Annotated in this window: 18 protein-coding genes, 3 pseudogenes and 1 riboswitch; of the genes and pseudogenes, 15 read left to right on the top strand and 6 right to left on the bottom strand. The window is 68.6% G+C overall.

Annotation, left to right across the window (positions count from 1 at the left end):
- Positions 1-217: 217 nt before the first annotated feature.
- Positions 218-715 (top strand): GNAT family N-acetyltransferase, encoded by a 498-nt coding sequence (locus tag D892_RS0101375; protein WP_369801723.1) that lies wholly within the window; start codon positions 218-220, stop codon positions 713-715.
- Positions 716-837: 122 nt separating this feature from the next.
- Here D892_RS0101375 and D892_RS0101370 read toward each other — a convergent pair whose 3' ends face one another.
- Both D892_RS0101370 and D892_RS0101365 read right to left on the bottom strand, forming a co-directional pair.
- Entirely contained in the window at positions 838-1,281 is a 444-nt protein-coding gene (locus D892_RS0101370) for a rhodanese-like domain-containing protein (RefSeq protein WP_051498948.1), read from the bottom strand.
- Positions 1,282-1,294: 13 nt separating this feature from the next.
- Entirely contained in the window at positions 1,295-1,825 is a 531-nt protein-coding gene (locus D892_RS0101365) for a cysteine dioxygenase family protein (RefSeq protein ID WP_024799527.1), read from the bottom strand.
- 262 nt (positions 1,826-2,087) lie between these two features.
- Positions 2,088-2,181: riboswitch (SAM riboswitch) on the top strand.
- A 12-nt stretch (positions 2,182-2,193) separates the two neighbouring features.
- On the opposite strand from D892_RS0101365, the gene D892_RS0101360 reads away from it, so the two are divergent.
- The 6 genes and pseudogenes from D892_RS0101360 (at position 2,194) to D892_RS0101335 (ending at position 7,732) form a co-directional block, all read left to right on the top strand.
- Positions 2,194-3,141: an amino acid ABC transporter permease gene (locus tag D892_RS0101360; protein WP_024799526.1), complete on the top strand. Its 948-nt coding sequence runs from the start codon at positions 2,194-2,196 to the stop codon at positions 3,139-3,141.
- Positions 3,138-3,920, top strand: coding sequence for an amino acid ABC transporter ATP-binding protein (locus D892_RS0101355; protein ID WP_024799525.1), 783 nt, complete (start codon positions 3,138-3,140; stop codon positions 3,918-3,920). The genes D892_RS0101360 and D892_RS0101355 overlap by 4 nt, the downstream gene beginning before the upstream one ends.
- 44 nt (positions 3,921-3,964) lie before the next feature.
- Positions 3,965-4,945: an ABC transporter substrate-binding protein gene (locus D892_RS0101350; protein WP_024799317.1), complete on the top strand. Its 981-nt coding sequence runs from the start codon at positions 3,965-3,967 to the stop codon at positions 4,943-4,945.
- A 4-nt stretch (positions 4,946-4,949) separates the two neighbouring features.
- The gene (locus D892_RS0101345; protein ID WP_024799318.1) at positions 4,950-6,029 is read left to right on the top strand and encodes an LLM class flavin-dependent oxidoreductase; all 1,080 of its coding nucleotides are present in this window, start codon (positions 4,950-4,952) and stop codon (positions 6,027-6,029) included.
- Positions 6,026-6,859, top strand: a pseudogene (locus D892_RS0101340) (ABC transporter substrate-binding protein); the annotation flags it as partial. The gene D892_RS0101345 and the pseudogene D892_RS0101340, both read left to right, overlap by 4 nt.
- A 282-nt stretch (positions 6,860-7,141) precedes the next feature.
- Positions 7,142-7,732 carry a trans-aconitate 2-methyltransferase gene (locus tag D892_RS0101335; RefSeq protein WP_024799523.1) on the top strand — a complete coding sequence of 197 codons (591 nt, stop codon included), beginning with the start codon at positions 7,142-7,144 and terminating at the stop codon, positions 7,730-7,732.
- Positions 7,733-7,887: 155 nt separating this feature from the next.
- Here the strand turns inward: D892_RS0101335 and hisN are convergent, their stop codons facing one another.
- From hisN to D892_RS0101315, 4 genes are all read right to left on the bottom strand, one after another.
- Positions 7,888-8,670 carry a histidinol-phosphatase gene (hisN, locus tag D892_RS0101330; protein ID WP_024799522.1) on the bottom strand — a complete coding sequence of 261 codons (783 nt, stop codon included), beginning with the start codon at positions 8,668-8,670 and terminating at the stop codon, positions 7,888-7,890.
- Between the two features lie 38 nt (positions 8,671-8,708).
- The gene (locus D892_RS48240) at positions 8,709-8,936 is read right to left on the bottom strand and encodes an SDR family oxidoreductase (RefSeq protein ID WP_232235950.1); all 228 of its coding nucleotides are present in this window, start codon (positions 8,934-8,936) and stop codon (positions 8,709-8,711) included.
- Positions 8,933-9,511, bottom strand: a complete 579-nt coding sequence (locus D892_RS40110) for an SDR family NAD(P)-dependent oxidoreductase (RefSeq protein WP_232235949.1) — start codon at positions 9,509-9,511, stop codon at positions 8,933-8,935. Before D892_RS40110 ends, D892_RS48240 begins: the two co-directional genes overlap by 4 nt.
- Positions 9,512-9,709: 198 nt before the next feature.
- Complete coding sequence (locus tag D892_RS0101315; protein WP_024799521.1) at positions 9,710-10,294, bottom strand: NADPH-dependent FMN reductase; 585 nt, start codon at positions 10,292-10,294, stop codon at positions 9,710-9,712.
- 383 nt (positions 10,295-10,677) lie between these two features.
- Between D892_RS0101315 and D892_RS48235 the strand changes: the two genes are divergently transcribed.
- The 8 genes and pseudogenes from D892_RS48235 to D892_RS44390 all read left to right on the top strand — a co-directional run.
- Positions 10,678-11,160: a helix-turn-helix domain-containing protein gene (locus D892_RS48235; protein ID WP_063629935.1), complete on the top strand. Its 483-nt coding sequence runs from the start codon at positions 10,678-10,680 to the stop codon at positions 11,158-11,160.
- Complete coding sequence (locus tag D892_RS49475; RefSeq protein ID WP_369801803.1) at positions 11,042-11,476, top strand: hypothetical protein; 435 nt, start codon at positions 11,042-11,044, stop codon at positions 11,474-11,476. Before D892_RS48235 ends, D892_RS49475 begins: the two co-directional genes overlap by 119 nt.
- Positions 11,477-11,755: 279 nt before the next feature.
- Positions 11,756-12,130 (top strand): annotated as a pseudogene (locus tag D892_RS49470) (PCRF domain-containing protein); the annotation flags it as partial.
- A 101-nt stretch (positions 12,131-12,231) separates the two neighbouring features.
- Positions 12,232-12,651, top strand: coding sequence for a peptide chain release factor-like protein (locus D892_RS49465; protein WP_369801722.1), 420 nt, complete (start codon positions 12,232-12,234; stop codon positions 12,649-12,651).
- A 229-nt stretch (positions 12,652-12,880) separates the two neighbouring features.
- Positions 12,881-13,234, top strand: coding sequence for a hypothetical protein (locus D892_RS48230; protein ID WP_024799519.1), 354 nt, complete (start codon positions 12,881-12,883; stop codon positions 13,232-13,234).
- Positions 13,185-13,322: a hypothetical protein gene (locus D892_RS49460; RefSeq protein WP_369801802.1), complete on the top strand. Its 138-nt coding sequence runs from the start codon at positions 13,185-13,187 to the stop codon at positions 13,320-13,322. The genes D892_RS48230 and D892_RS49460 overlap by 50 nt, the downstream gene beginning before the upstream one ends.
- Before the next feature lie 350 nt (positions 13,323-13,672).
- Positions 13,673-13,831: a hypothetical protein gene (locus D892_RS46255; RefSeq protein WP_156959325.1), complete on the top strand. Its 159-nt coding sequence runs from the start codon at positions 13,673-13,675 to the stop codon at positions 13,829-13,831.
- Between the two features lie 137 nt (positions 13,832-13,968).
- Positions 13,969-14,097 (top strand): annotated as a pseudogene (locus D892_RS44390) (ATP-binding cassette domain-containing protein); the annotation flags it as partial.

Genomic DNA, 14,097 nt, shown 5'->3' with positions numbered 1-14,097 from the left:
GCGCGGCACTACTTTCCCTGCTCGGTTCCGTCAGGGGAAGGGTTTCACGCACAGTGAGTCTTAGGCTGCCCTGCCCGTTCCCCACCCGGGTCGGAACCCTGCATGTGGAACGTCTGTATGGAGATTGTCGCGGAAACCGAGGAGCGCGTTAACGCACTTTCATACATCATGATCGAAATTGATTGCCGCAGCGACCGATACGGCTACCGTGCTGGCGGTGACCGCTGAGACGACCTCGTCGGCCCGGCCGCCGTTGACGGTGCGGTCCGTGGCATGGGACCACCCGGACGCCGTACTGTTGCGCGATGAGATGGCGGCGGAGGTGCGGCCACGGTACGCGGACCTCGCACGGACGGTGCGCGGTGATCCGAATGCCGTCGACCCGGACACGGTGCTGCGTACTTTCGTCGCCTACTCGACGAGACCGGCCGGACATGCCGCGGTCCGCTGGAACGCGGGCGAACTGGAGGTCAAGCGGATGTTCGTCCGGCCGCGGTATCGCGGTTCGGGGGTGGCGGATGCGCTCCTGGCGGCGGTCGAGGACGCGGCGCGGGCACAGGGTGTGGCACGGGTGATCCTGCAGACCGGGCACCTTCAGCCGGACGCGGTTCGCTTCTACCGGCGCAGCGGATACCACCGCATCCCGATCTTCCCGCCGTACGAGGTGCTGCCACTGTCCCACTGCTTCGCCAAGGACCTGGCCCGACCGGAGTAGCCCGACCGGAGTAGGCGGGACGTACTCGAGTGTCGGCGTGCTCGAACCTCGCGGGTGTGCCCGAATCTTGCGGGTGTGCTCGAGTCTCGCGGGTGTTCGGTCGATGCGCTGCGGCTCGAATTCTACTGCTGCACCGGGTGTTCCGTGGGATCGCGGCCGTCGGCATCGCTCCCGCCGTCGACCGGAAGACCCGCCGCCTTCCAGGCCCGGAACCCGCCGGCCAGGTCGGTGGCCCGCCGCAGCCCGAGCTGCCGCACCGTGGCGGCGGCGAGGCTGGAGGCGTAGCCCTCGTTGCACACGATCACCACGGCGGTGTCGCCGGTCAGGCCCGGCAGCCGATGGTCGCCCGCGGGGTCGAGCCGCCACTCCAGCACGATGCGTTCGATCGCCAGCGCGCCCGGAATCGTCCCCTCCGCCTTGCGGTTCGATTCCGGCCGGATATCGACCACCAGTGCGCCGGACGCCTGCGACTCGGCCGCCTGTCGCGGGTCGAGGCGGTCCAGACCGGCTCGGGCGCGCCCGAGCAGCTGCTCGACGTTCAGTACCGGTTCGTCGTTCGTGCTCATATGCCCTCGAAACTCATATGCCCTCGAAATCGTCGAGCGAGTGGTATTCCCGCACGGGCTGCAACGGTGGTGAGTAGGCGTGCACCGAGGCGGCCGGGCGGGTGGTGCTGGGGTTGCGCACCCAGTGTGCCCGTTGCGGGCCGAAGGCGACGGTTTCACCGGCGCGCCACCGTGCGTCGCGGACCGCGTTACCGGGATGGCGATACTGCTCGTCGAGTTGGCCGACGGTCACGGTGAACGCCCCCGACGCGCCGCCGTGGTCGTGCGGTTCGGTGCCCTGGCCCGGTCCCCACGACAGCAGCCACAATTCGACACCCATGGTGAGACCCAGCCGGCTCCACCACCGCTGCCCGGTGCCGAATCGGACGATGTCCAGCAGGGGAGTGGCCAGTTGATCGGCCACCGCCGCGGTCAGCTCGCGCAGCTCGGCCGGTGACCAGAGCGTGCGCTCCGGGTGGATGAGCTCGTGCAGCAGCGGAACGTCCACGTCCGGGTGGATGTCCTTGGCGTGCTTGAGATTCACCGGCAGTGATGACGTGGTCAAAGGGCTCCTCGACGACGTTGACGGACAGGGACGACGGTGACGGACAGGGACGACGTTGACGGACGGGACGACGTTGACGGACAGGAGTGCGGGGCCGGGTGCGTCCCGTCGCACGAATTATCCGGCGGCGGCGCGGATCTGCCACCGGTCACGATCAGCGCGAGCAAAACCCTCCGTCGGCGCGAAACCGGCCCGGCAAGAATTGGATTCAGCGCGATCGAGAATGCAGACGCCGGGGCGAGCGCGGTTTAGCGTCATGTTCCGGCCATCCAGAGCGACCGAGAGACCCGGCTCGACGACGTCGCAGCAACCCCCCGGCTCTCGGGTGTGGGTGCTACCGCCGGGACCGATGGAGGATCGATCGACGTATGAGCACCGTGGCAGCACCCGGCGCCGAGCGGGCATCGGACGCGGCAGGGGAGGACGTCCTGCCGGTAGCACGCACCTGGCATCCGTGGCGCTGGGTGGTGGCGGCGGTGGCGCTCGTGCTGGTGGCGCAGTTCGTGCACGGCCTGGTCACCAATCCGGGCTGGGACTGGCCGACCTTCGGTGCGTACTTCACCGCGGACTCGGTGCTGCGGGCGCTGCGGCTGACGATCGAGCTGACCTGCTGGGGCACCCTGCTCGGCTTCGCGCTCGGCATCGGCCTCGCCATCGGCAGGTTGTCGAACAATCCTGTGCTACAGGTCATTTCGTGGGTCTACATCTGGGCGTTCAGGTCCATCCCGCTGATCGTGCAGCTGCTGTTCTGGTTCAATATCGCCTATCTCTACCGCACGCTGAGCCTCGGCGTCCCGTTCGGCCCGGCCGTGTACACCTTCGACGTGAACGGCGTGATCAGCGGATTCACCGCCGCCGTCATCGGTTTGGCGCTGCATCAGGCGGCGTATTCGGCCGAGATCATCCGGGCGGGGATCATCTCGGTGGATCCGGGGCAGGTGGAGGCGGCCAAATCGCTGGGCCTGCCGTGGCGGCGGCAGTTCTTCACCATCGTCGCCCCGCAGGCCATGCGCGGCATCCTGCCGAATGCGGTGAACGAGATCATCAGCCTGTTCAAGGGCACCTCGATCGTCTCCGTGATGGCGATCGCCGAGCTGTTCTACCAGGTGCAGGTGATCTTCGGCCGCAACGGCCGGGTGGTGCCGCTGCTCATGGTGGCCACCGTCTGGTACATCGTGCTGACCACGGTCCTGACCGTCGTCCAGTACTACATCGAGCGATATTTCGCGAAAGGCAGTGAGCGCGAACTTCCCCCGACGCCGTGGCAGCGCGTGCGCCGGAAGATCGCCGAGATCACGACACAGGAGCGGCGATGACGACAGGGCGGGAAACGGCCGAGTACGCGCTCGAATTACGGGGCGTGCGTAAGTCTTTCGGTCACGACGAGGTGCTGCGCGGCGTCGACCTCGCCGTGCGTCCGGGCGAGGTGACCGCCGTGCTCGGGCCGTCCGGCTCGGGGAAATCCACCCTGCTGCGGGTGATCAACCATCTGGAGAAGGTGGACGCCGGCACCGTGCGGGTGGGCGGCGAGCTCGTCGGCTACCGGCGCAAGGGCGCGAAACTGCACGAGCTGAGCGAGCGGGAGGTCCTGCGGCAGCGGTCGCGGATCGGGTTCGTCTTCCAGGATTTCAATCTGTTCCCGCATCTCACGGTGCTCGCGAATGTCGCCCTCGCACCCGTGGGCGCGCAGGGGCGCGGCCGGAACGAGGTGGAGGGTGAGGCGATCGCCCTGCTGGAACGGGTCGGGCTGGCGGACAAGGCCGAGTCCTATCCGAGGCAGCTGTCCGGCGGTCAGCAGCAGCGGGTGGCGATCGCCCGGGCGCTGGCGCTGCGGCCGCGCGTCGTGCTGTTCGACGAGCCGACCTCGGCGCTGGACCCGGAACTCGTCGGCGAGGTCCTGGACGTGATCCGCACCCTGGCCCACGACGGAGCGACGCTGGTGATCGTCACCCACGAGGTCGGGTTCGCCCGCGAGATCGCCGACACCGTCGTGCTTCTCGACGCCGGGCGGATCGTCGAGCAGGGCCCGCCGATGGAAGTGCTCGACAACCCCGCCCATCCCCGCACGAAAGCCTTTCTGGCCCACGTGCTCTGAGCTTCGTCGAGTACGTACCGATTCCGGATGTAAAGGACACGACCATGTTTCCAGCCCGCCACGGCCGAGGTGTCGCCGCATGGGCCGCAGTACTGACGACCGCGGCACTGCTGGCCGGTGCGTGCGGCAACGGCGAGAACATCGACGAGGTCCGCACGGTGGAGGGACAGACCTTCGACCTGTCTCCGGAACAGTCCGGCAGGGTGCGCGCGGACAAGGTCGATGCCATCGCGGCGCAGGTGCCGCAGGCCATCCGCGACCGCGGCACGCTGGTGGTCACCGGATCCTCCCAGACCGGTCCGCCCTTGCGGTTCTACGCCAGTGACGACCGCACCATCGTCGGCTCGGAGGTCGATTTCGCCTATCTGGTCGCCGACATCCTCGGGCTGAAGCCGGAGGTGACCGCCGCGGACTGGTCGCAGAACTTCGTCCGGATCGATTCGGGCGAGGTGGACGCGTTCATATCCAATGTGACGGTTACCGAGGAACGTAAGGAGAAGTACGACTTCGCCACCTACCGGCTGGACACTATCGCCCTGGAGGTGGCGAAGGACGCCGACTGGGCGATGCCCGACCGGAAGTCGCTGGCGGGCAAGCGAATCGGCGTGGGAGCGGGCACCAACCAGGAACAGCTGCTGGTCGAATGGAACACGCGCAACGTGGCCGAGGGCCTGCCCGCCATCGATATCGCCTACTACCAGCAGCAGACCGACTACTACCTGGCGCTGGCCTCGCGCCGCATCGACGGATTCCTGGGGCCGAACCCGGTGGCCGTCTACCATTCGGCGACCTCCGGCGAAACGAAGATCGCCGCAACGTACTCCGGCGCCGGCGACGCACTCCAGGCCGAGATCGCGGTGCTCACCAAGAAGGACAACGGCCTCAACGGCGCCGTGCACGCGGCCCTGCAGCACGCCCTCGACACCGGTGTCTACCAGAAGGTCCTCGACCGCTGGGGCCTGCGGAGCGAGGCCGTGCAGCAGTCGCGGATCAATCCGGTGGGACTGCCGAGGCGGGCCGGGTGACGCCATGAAATTCCTGCTGCTGACACTGATTACGCATCAACCCGACCCGGTGACGGGCGCCACCGAATCTCCCGCGCAACGGCTGCGCCGGGTGGTCGACAGCGCCCGGCTGGCCGAGGAACTGGGCTACGACGGCTTCGCCGTGGGTGAGCGGCACGAGGATCCGTTCCTGTCCTCCGCGCCGCCGGTGGTGCTCAGCCATATCGCGGCCCTCACCTCGCGTATTGCCCTGTTCACCGGCGTGACCACGCTGAGCCTGCTCGATCCGGTGCGGGCCTTCGAGGACTACTCGACGCTGGACAACCTGTCCGAGGGCAGGCTGGAGCTGATCATCGGTAAGGGCAACGGCGCCGCGCAGGCACGGCTGTTCCACGTGACGGCCGAGGACCAATGGGATCGCAATCGCGAAGGGTACGAGCTGTTCCGGCGGCTGTGGGCGGGCGAGAGCGTGACCTGGTCCGGCCGGTTCCGGCCGCCGCTGTCCGACGCCAAGGCGCTGCCGCGGCCGCTGCAACCGCGACTGCGGATCTGGCACGGCAGTGCCACCAGCCGGGACTCCGTGGAATTGGCCGCGCGGCAGGGTGATCCGGTGTTCTCGGCGAATGTGACCTACCCGGTGGAGCCCTATGCGGAGCTGGTCGCGCACTATCGCGAGCGCTGGGCGGCCCACGGGCACGATCCGGCCGAGGCCCTGGTCGGCGCGGGCACCGCCGGACTCTACGTGGCGCGGGAGTCGCAGGATGCGCTCGCGGCCTACCGCCCGATCTTCGAGGCGCGCCGGGCGGTGTCCCGGAAGTTCGGCACGCCGGCGGTTTTCGAGACGCTGGAAGATTTCGTGGAGCGCAGCTCGGCGCTGGTGGGCAGCCCGCAGCAGGTGCTGGACAAGGTCGGGCTCTACCACGAGGCGCTGGGGCACGAGGTGATCCATATGAGTGCCGACAGCGATGGTCTCACCGAGAAGCAGCATCGCGAAAGCCTCGAGCTGTTCCAGTCCGAGGTGGCGCCGGAGCTGCGCCGCCGCATTCCGAGCAGGCCGATCGGCGCGAACCGCCATACCTCCGATGTCTTGGGAGATCATCGATGAAAGCCCTTGCGGCCCTGATCACTACGCTCGCGGCGACGGTAGCGCTGGCGGGCTGTGGTGTCGACTCCGGTGCCGGTGGCGACGCGGGCCCGCCGCGGCCCGGCGGCACCGTGCACTACGGCCTGTCGCTGGCGCCGACCTGCTCGGATCCGGCCCAGTCCAGTACCAACCAGACCCTGTACGTCACCCGGCAGATCGTCGACTCGCTGACCGACCAGGATCCCGCGACCGGCGAGATCCGGCCCTGGCTGGCCGACCGCTGGGAGGTGAGTCCGGACGCCCGGACGTTCACCTTCCACCTGCATCCGGGAGTCACCTTCAGCGACGGCACCGCCCTCACCGCGACATCGGTGCAGAAGAACTTCGACGCCGTCGTGAACACTCTCACCGGGGCGAAGGCCCCTTTGGCGGCAAGCTATCTGGCCGGGTACACCGGGACCACGGTGCCCGATCCGCTCACCGCCGAGGTGCGGTTCGCCGAGCCCAACGCGCAGTTCCTGCAGGCATCGTCGACGCCGCAGTTGGGCATACTGTCGGAGGCCACCACCGCGAAGCCGGCCGAGCAACGCTGCCTCGGTGACGACATCGGCAGCGGGCCGTTCGTGTACACCGACTACCGGCAGGGCAGTTCTGCGACGCTGGCCAAGCGCGCCGGATACGACTGGGGCTCGGCGGTGTTCGGCCATCGGGGTGAGGCGTACCTGGACGGCATCGAGTTCCGCGTGGTGCCGGAGTCGGGGGTGCGGACCGGCAGCCTCTCGTCCGGGCAGCTCGACGCGATCAGCGACGCACTGCCACAGGATGTTCCGCTGATCGAGGGATCGGGCGGGACCGCATGGCAGCGCCCATGATGTCGCGCTTCTGCGGGTTCAGCCCGACGGCCGAATCCGGACGTCGCTTCGTTGCGGTGTCTCGAGTGCTCATAATCACCAGTCTTCTCGGGTGGGGGGTGATCGGGGGTCCCAGCTTCCTACTTTCGAGTAAGTCTATCTTACTCCAGAGTAAGAAATGCGTCGAGCGGCAGCATACACAGGGCGATCTCCGCCACAGCGCCACGCGAGCACGGCCGGTGCTGATACGACCCGCAGGGTCTCTGCCGATAGTGTCGGACGATGGGTCAGTTTCATTTCGATCCCGATACCTACGACGAGCTGATGGCCGCCGAGGTTCCGGCGTACGTGCGGTTACAGGCGGCCGTCTGTGATGCGACGATCGGGGTCGGCCGAGTCGGGCGGATCCTCGATCTGGGGACGGGTACAGGGGTGACGGCGCGCGGCGTGCTGCAGGCGCATCCGGGGGCGACATTGGTCGGTGTGGACGCCAGCGCCCCGATGCTCGACCATGCCCGCTCGGTGCTGCCGGCGGATACCGAGCTACGCGTGAGCCGACTACAGGACCCGTTGCCCGGAGGGCCGTTCGAACTCGTCGTCTCGGCGCTGGCGGTGCACCACCTGGACGGCGCGGGCAAGGCCGACCTGTTCGGCCGGGTGGCCCGGGAACTCACGCCGGGGGGCCGGTTCGTCTTGGGAGACTTGGTCGTTCCCGACGACGCTGCCGACACGGTGACGCCGATCGACGGCGACTACGACACTCCCAGCAGCGCCGCCGACCAGGTGAGCTGGTTGTGCGAGGCGGGGTTCTCCGTCGAAATCGTGTGGGAAAACAAGGATCTCGCCGTGCTCGTCGGTGATCTCACGAACTGAACGGGTCGATGGGGCGCCCTCGAGTTGCTTCGGCCGCCGCACACCCATGCCGCCTCGCCGCGTGAGCTCCCGACGGTGCCGGCACGACCGCGTCGGGCATGCCGGGTATGGAGAATTCCGGCTCGGTCTTCGAAGACGGCTCGCGGCAACCGGTTTCAGCGACTCAGCTTCGCCACAACCTCGTCGTGCAGCAATCCATTCGTGGCGACTGCGCTACCGCCGTGTGGCCCCGGACTGCCGTCGAGCGCCGTGAACCTCCCGCCCGCCTCGCGCACCAGAACGTCCAGCGGCGCCAGGTCCCAGAGCGACACCTCCGGTTCGGTGGCGATGTCGACCGCACCCTCGGCGAGCAGGCAGTAGCCGAAGAAGTCGCCGTACCCCCTGGTGCGCCACACCTCATCGGTGAGGTCGATGAGCCGGTCGCGCAGGCCGAGATCGCGCCAGCCGGACAGGCTGGAGATGGCCAAGCTCGCGGCCCCGATCTCGCGGACCGCCGAGACCGCGATCGGCTTCGGCGGTTCCGGCTCGAACCGGGTCCACGCGCCGGAACCCGTTGCGGCCCACCAGCGCCGGGCCAAGGCCGGGGCGCTCACCGCACCGACCACCGGCACCCCGTCCTCGAGCAGCGCGATGAGCGACGCCCAGACCGGAACCCCGCGCACGAAGTTCTTGGTGCCGTCGATCGGGTCGAGCACCCACTGCCGCCCGGTGAACTCGACCTCGCCGCCGAACTCCTCGCCCAGCACCGCATCGCCCGGCCGCTCGCGTTCGAGTTCCGCGCGCAGCGCCCGCTCCACCGCCAGATCCGCGTCCGAGACGGGCGTCAGATCCGGCTTGCTGTCGACCTTCAGATCCAGCGCCCCGAACCGGGCGCGGGTGATCGCGTCGGCCGCGTCGGCCAGGCGCAGGGCGAGTTCGAGGTCCGCGGAGTCGGTCACGCCGCAACGGTAACCGGTGCGCGCCGCACCGCCGCCCCCTACCCGACCTGCCAGACGGCGGGCCAGTCCCTGCCCCGGAAGGAGGCGTCGATACCGCCGTCGCAGAACACCACCGAGCCGACGAAGAACGTGGCCTTGTCGGACACCAGGAACGCCGCCAGATTCGCGATCTCCTCCGGTCGCCCGGCGCGGCCGATCGGCGTGGCGGCGAGGTAGCCCTTCATCCCCTCGCGGATCAGCTCGTTCTCCGTGCCCTCCTGCGTCATCGGGGTGTCGATATAGCCCGGGCGATGGCGTTGAGCCGGATGCCCTCCTTGATGTACTCGGCCGACTTGGTGCGCGCGTACCAGGCCAGGGCCGCCTTGGTGGCCGGGTAGGTGTGCAGCGCGGCCAGATCGCCGAGCGATTCGGCCAGGCCGCGGGCGCGCTCCTCGTCGCCGGCCAGGCACGCGTCGGCCAGCTCCACCGGCCAATTCGGTTGGGTGGTGGTGGAATTCGACGACACCAGCACGACCGAGGCGGCGTCGGCCGCGCGCAGCAGCGGGCGCAGGTCCTCCAACAGCTCGATCGCCCCGAAGTAGTTGACCGACACCAGCAGCCCGGCGGCGCGGCCGGCCGTGGGCGCGACACCGGCGAACGGCAGGAAACCGTCCAGCCGCCCCTCGGCGAGCCGGGTGATCGCGGTGACGGCGTGCGCCCGGCCCGCGGCGGTGCCCAGGTCGGCGGTTACCTCGGCATCGTGCAGGTCCACGCCGATCACTCGATGTCCGTCCTGCTCGAGCTGCGCGGCCACGGCCGCACCGATCCCCGATGCGCTCCCGGTCACTGCGATGGTGTTCATTCGGCCTCCTCGTCGACGGCGAACTGTCATCTCATCACGCGAAACCGCAACCGGCGACGGCGCGTTCGTCGGCGGTTGTCGTGCCCGACGGAGCGGTCACCGGCCGCCGAGCGCGTTGCCGAATCCGATCCGGCCGGTAATCGTGACGGCCGTGTACCGCTCCTGTGGGGTGCGGCGTGCACGGATGCCGGCCACTCCTCAGTCGGCTACCCGGGCCGCGGCCAATGCGCTTGCCCACCAGTGCAACTGGTCGAGCATCGCGGCGGCGGCCTCCTCCGGTTCGGCCGGTTCGGCGAGCTTGCCGTCGGCGTCGAACAGCAGGTAGTAGCGGGGGAAGGACACGTATTCGCGGACCGTGTGCGCGTTCAGTTCGTTGAACACCTCACGGAGGTGGTCGATCGCGAACAGACCGCCGCTCATGCCGCTGTAGCCGACGAAACCGATCGTCTTGCGGTCCCACTGAGTGAAATGCCAGTCGATGGCGGACTTCAGCGACGCCGGGTAGCTGCGATTGATGTCGGGGGTCACGACGACGATCGCGTCGGCCTGCTCGAGACCGCGGGTGAGGGCGGACATGCCCGCCGGTCGCGTCGGATTCGGCTCGATCCTCGGCGAGGTGGCCGGCAGCGCGAGCGGCAGGTCCGCCTCGGCGAGGTCGATCACGTCGACGTCGAATTCGCCGTGCTTGCGGGCCTGTTCGGCGAACCAGTTCGCCACCACCGGACCGAACCGTCCGTTCCGGACGCTGGCGATGAGCACGGCGAGACGCGGGGTGCTGGTCATTCATGGCTCCTTCGGATGCGGTTTGTCGTATCGCTTGCTACGACTCTTCCGATCGCCGCGCCGGTCAGGGAGCCCGCGGCGAGAGTGGTAGTGGCAGGGACACCCTCCCCGGCCTCCGCGCTGCTAGCGTCGAGCGAGGGGGGAGCGTGGCGAGCGAAACCGAGTAGTACTCCGCGGAACCTGCCGCGCACCCGGACGACGAGCGAGGTGCGGTAGGTTGCGGACATCCTGCGGAGGGCCCCGGGCCGTGAGCGACGGCGCCCGGCCATGAGCGACAACGAGTTCGGCCTGTTCCTGCGCACCCGCGAGAGGCCGTCACCCCGGCCGCCGTCGGGCTGCCGGCCGGCACGCGCCGCCGCACGCCGGGGCTGCGCCGCGCCGAATTGGCCATCCTCGCCGGCGTCAGCGTCGAGTACCTGATCCGGTTGGAACAGGGGCGCGACCGGCACCCGTCCACCGCGGTGGTGTCGGCGCTCGCCGATGCCCTGCGGATGCCGCCCAGCGAGCGTGTGCATCTGTACCGGTTGGTCAAGGGGGCCGACCCGAGCTTCAACTGCCTGGGCGGCGCCGCCCCGAACCGGGAGGTGCGCCCGGCCGTACGAGCCGTGCTGGACCAGCTCGCGCCGGCGCCCGCGGCCGTGATCAACCGCCTCGGCGAGGTGCTGGCCTGCACCGACGGATACGTGCGGGTGGCTGGGTCCGATCGGGCTGCTCGACGGCGGGTTGCCGGCCAGCATTCCGCGCTACCTGTTCACCGATCGCGGTGCCCGCGACGCGTACCCGGACTGGGAACACTGGGCCGACAAGACCGTCGCGAATCTCAAGGAGGGCCCGTATCGGTCGGATTCGCAACGTCGCGGAGCTGATCGACGAGCTGACCGTCACCGTCGGTGCGGAGTTCACCGGCCGCCTGGAGCGGATTCCGGCTTCGCCGACGCCAACGGCATCGCGCGCATGGAACCATCCGGACGGCGGGATCGTTGGCGTTTCGCCTACGGAGGCGGCTGGACCTGTCCGCCGACGACGACCAGCACATTTCTCGTCGGTCTCCCGGCCGACGCCGGGACCGCTGCCGCGCTGGACGGTCCTGATCGGCCGCCGTCCGGGAGGCTTGCGGGCCGTATCGGGCCTGACCGGTGCTCGCGCGCCCGGCCGACGATATCCACCCTGGCCTCGGCGTAATTTCGGCGGCGCAGAGCGAGACCGGTAGATTGGACCCATCGTGCATCCTGACGTCTCCGCTGATCTCGCCGAACTCGACAACACGCTGAAGACCGTCGAGTCGTACTCGATATCGACGAGCTGCGCCGCCGGATCGACGAGCTCGAACAGCAGGCCGCCGATCCGGAGCTGTGGAACGACCAGGAACACGCAACAGCGGGTCACCAGCGAGCTGTCGCACTCGCAGAGCGAGGCTGCGCCGCGCCACCGAGCTGCGCCAAGCGCCTGGAGGATCTTCCGGTGGCTCTACGAGCTGGCCGAGGGGCGAGGAGGGCGAGGCCCACACCGCTGCGCTGGCCGAGGCCGACGCGAACGTTCCGCCCTGCACGCCGACGTGGAGGCGATGGAGGTGCGTACCCCTGCTTGTCGGGCGAGTACGACAAGCGCGAGGCGCTGGTCAACATCCGTTCCGGCGCGGGTGGCGTGGAACGCCGCCGACTGGGCCCAGATGCTGATGCGCGCATGTACGTCCGCTGGGGCCGAGCGGCACAAGTACCCGGTGGAGGCTGTACGACACCTCCTATGCCGAGGAGGCGGGCATCAAGAGCGCCACCTTTCGCGGTCAAGGTGCCCTACGCCTACGGCACCCTGTCGGTCGAGATGGGCACGCACCGGCTGGTGCGGATCAGCCCGTTCGACAACCAGGGCCGCCGCCAGACGTCCTTCGCCGAGGTCGAGGTGCTGCCGGTGGTGGAGAGACCACCGACCACATCGACGTGCCGGAGTCCGATATCCGCGTCGATGTCTACCGCTCGTCGGGCCCCGGCGGGCAGAGCGTCAACACCACCGACTCCGCCGTCCGCATCACGCACGTCCCCACGGGCATCGTGGTCACCTGCCAGAACGAGAAATCGCAGCTGCAGAACAAGATCTCGGCGATGCGGGTGCTGCAGGCGAAGCTGCTGGAGCGCAAGCGGCTGGAGGAGCGCGCGCAGATGGACGCGCTCAAGACCAACGAGGGCGCCTCGTGGGGCAACCAGATGCGCTCGTACGTGCTGCACCCGTACCAGATGGTGAAGGATCTGCGCACCAACTACGAGGTGAACAACCCGAGCGCCGTACTGGACGGCGATAATCGACAGCCTTCATCGAGGAAGGAATCCCGCTGGCGGATGCGGCAGGGCGCCGAACAGTAATAGCGGGAATTCGTCCGCCGTTGCGTATCACGGCGCAATCACGACGTATCGGGCAGTGCACGCGCCGTAGTAGCCTGTCCTGACGTGCATTTTGGTGGTAGGGCTCGGGGCATCGCGTTCGGGGTATTCGGTTTCCACGCCGGGAGGGCCGCCCGATGACCGACCGAACTTGCCGCCGCCACCGGTACCCAGCTCACCACCTGGCTGCGCGGCAAGCGGCTGGGAGATCGTGCTGCTCATCGTGGGCGCGGTGCTGCTCAGCCGGCTCGCGACGTTCGTCCCGGGACCGGGTCACGCGCCGCATCGATGCCGGGTTCCGCAGCAAGCGGACTCCCTGGTGGCGCTCGGAGGCGCCAAGCATCGGCACGCCTGGGCGCAGGTGCTCACCCTGGTGCTGCTGTCGATCGCCTACTTCATGGTGGCCCTGGCCGTCGTGCAGCGCTTTCGGATTTCCCGCTCGGCGGCCTGGTCGCGCCCGCCGCCGGTGATCGGTGCCGCCGTCGGTTTCGGCGCGCAGCGCATCGTGGCAGGATCTGCTGGCCGGGTTCTTCCTGATCACCGAGCGGCAGTACGGGTTCGGTGATGTGGTGGAGCATCGCCGTCACCGGGCAGACGACCGCCGCGCGAGGGCACGATCGAGGACGTCACGCTGCGCATCACACCCTGCGTAACGTGGACGGCGGAGGTGATCACGGTGGCCCAACGGCCAGATCGTGGAAAGTCCACCAACCTGGTCGAAGGATTGGGCGCGGGCCGCGATCGATGTGCCGGTGCCCGCCACCGCCGACATCACCAAGGTCCAACGAGATCCTGCACGCCGTGGGCGCCAGGGGCGTTCCAGGATCACAAGCTGAAATCGCTGCTGGGCCTGGACGAGCCGACGGTGATGGGGTCTGGAGGATCTGACCGTCGACCAGATGAATATCAGAATGGTTGCCCGAACCTTGCCCGGTTAAACAATTCGAGGTGGGGCGTGAACTACGCGTACGGGTGGCCGCGGCACTGCGCCGGGAGGGTATGAGTGAAACCGCGTAAGTCCACGGCGATCCTGCTCGCCGTGTGGGTGGCCACGTTCGTGTTGTACGTGTTCGTCAAGCCGGGTACTGCCGAGCACGCCGGCTTCGCACCGCTGTCGAATACCATTTCGCAGACGGCCGTGACGACGTCGCCGGGCAGGTGACCTGAATGTGACAGGGGGCATTTCCCGGGCGTGCCGCGTCTGACTGCCGCGTTTGCGGAGGGTACGCCCTTCCCCTCCGGATACGTCGCAAACGCGACGGCGAATGGCTGTTTCTCCGCTGGCTACACTGGCTGCTCGTGATCACCCTGCGGAACGTCACCAAGTCCTTCCCGACCTCGACACGGCCGGCGCTGGACAATGTCTCCGTCGAGATCGGCAAGGGCGAGTTCGTCTTCATCATCGGGCCGTCCGGTTCGGGGAAGTCG

The sequence above is a fragment of the Nocardia sp. BMG51109 genome, assembly GCF_000526215.1.
GTDB lineage: Bacteria > Actinomycetota > Actinomycetes > Mycobacteriales > Mycobacteriaceae > Nocardia.
Note: the sequence above shows the minus strand (reverse complement) of the source record. Positions and strands in the feature narration are given on the sequence as shown.

Bases quoted from the DNA above. Each gene is read 5' to 3' on its own strand.
- D892_RS0101345 (WP_024799318.1), top strand. From the start codon at position 4,950: ATGAAATTCCTGCTGCTGACACTGATTACGCATCAACCCGACCCGGTG.
- D892_RS0101315 (WP_024799521.1), bottom strand. From the start codon at position 10,294: ATGACCAGCACCCCGCGTCTCGCCGTGCTCATCGCCAGCGTCCGGAAC.
- D892_RS0101360 (WP_024799526.1), top strand. From the start codon at position 2,194: ATGAGCACCGTGGCAGCACCCGGCGCCGAGCGGGCATCGGACGCGGCA.
- D892_RS48240 (WP_232235950.1), bottom strand. From the start codon at position 8,936: ATGACGCAGGAGGGCACGGAGAACGAGCTGATCCGCGAGGGGATGAAG.
- D892_RS40110 (WP_232235949.1), bottom strand. From the start codon at position 9,511: ATGAACACCATCGCAGTGACCGGGAGCGCATCGGGGATCGGTGCGGCC.
- D892_RS0101370 (WP_051498948.1), bottom strand. From the start codon at position 1,281: ATGAGCACGAACGACGAACCGGTACTGAACGTCGAGCAGCTGCTCGGG.
- D892_RS0101355 (WP_024799525.1), top strand. From the start codon at position 3,138: ATGACGACAGGGCGGGAAACGGCCGAGTACGCGCTCGAATTACGGGGC.
- D892_RS0101335 (WP_024799523.1), top strand. From the start codon at position 7,142: ATGGGTCAGTTTCATTTCGATCCCGATACCTACGACGAGCTGATGGCC.
- D892_RS0101350 (WP_024799317.1), top strand. From the start codon at position 3,965: ATGTTTCCAGCCCGCCACGGCCGAGGTGTCGCCGCATGGGCCGCAGTA.